At 48.1% G+C, this 680-nt stretch carries 1 protein-coding gene; it reads left to right on the top strand.

The annotated features are described in order from the left end of the window. A partial coding sequence (locus tag MN869_RS20345; RefSeq protein WP_243309228.1) for an Ig-like domain-containing protein occupies window positions 1–680 on the top strand: 680 nt, incomplete at both ends.

Genomic DNA, 680 nt, shown 5'->3' with positions numbered 1-680 from the left:
GACTATCCAGCAGTGAACAATGGTGATGGCACATGGACCTTGGCGGACAACACCTTACCGACCTTAGGTGAAGGACCACATACTGTGACTGTGACAGCGACAGACCCTGCGGGTAATGTCGGTACAGACACTGCGGTATTGACGATTGATACGGTTGCACCAATTGTATCTTTAGATGATGTTATTACTAATGATACGACGCCACCGTTGACGGGTACGATAAATGACCCAACTGCCACGATTGTAGTGAATGTGAATGGGGTTGATTATCCAGCGACCAATAATGGTGATGGTACTTGGACTCTAGCAGATAATGTATTACCTGTTTTAGGTGAAGGTCCACATACAGTAACTGTAACGGCAACAGATCCAGCTGGAAACACAACAATAGATACAGCAATTGTTACGATTGATACCATTCCAGCTGACTTGATTGGTGCAATCACAGTGCCAGACGACTTAAACGGTGACGGCATCTTGAATGCGACTGAGTTAGGTACAGATGGTAGCTTCGATGCACGTGTGGCATTGGGACCAGATGCAGTGCTTGGTACGGTGGTGACTGTGAACGGTAATACCTTCACGGTGACTGCAGCGGATCTAGTGAATGGCTATATCACAGCAGCGATTGCGGTGACAGGCGATGGCCCGATCACCATCCATGCAGAAGCAGTCGATGC

Source organism: Acinetobacter sp. NIPH1876 (assembly GCF_022808535.1).
GTDB lineage: Bacteria > Pseudomonadota > Gammaproteobacteria > Pseudomonadales > Moraxellaceae > Acinetobacter > Acinetobacter higginsii.
The sequence above is the reverse complement of the archived record's forward strand: the minus strand, read 5'-3'. Positions and strand labels throughout refer to the sequence as shown.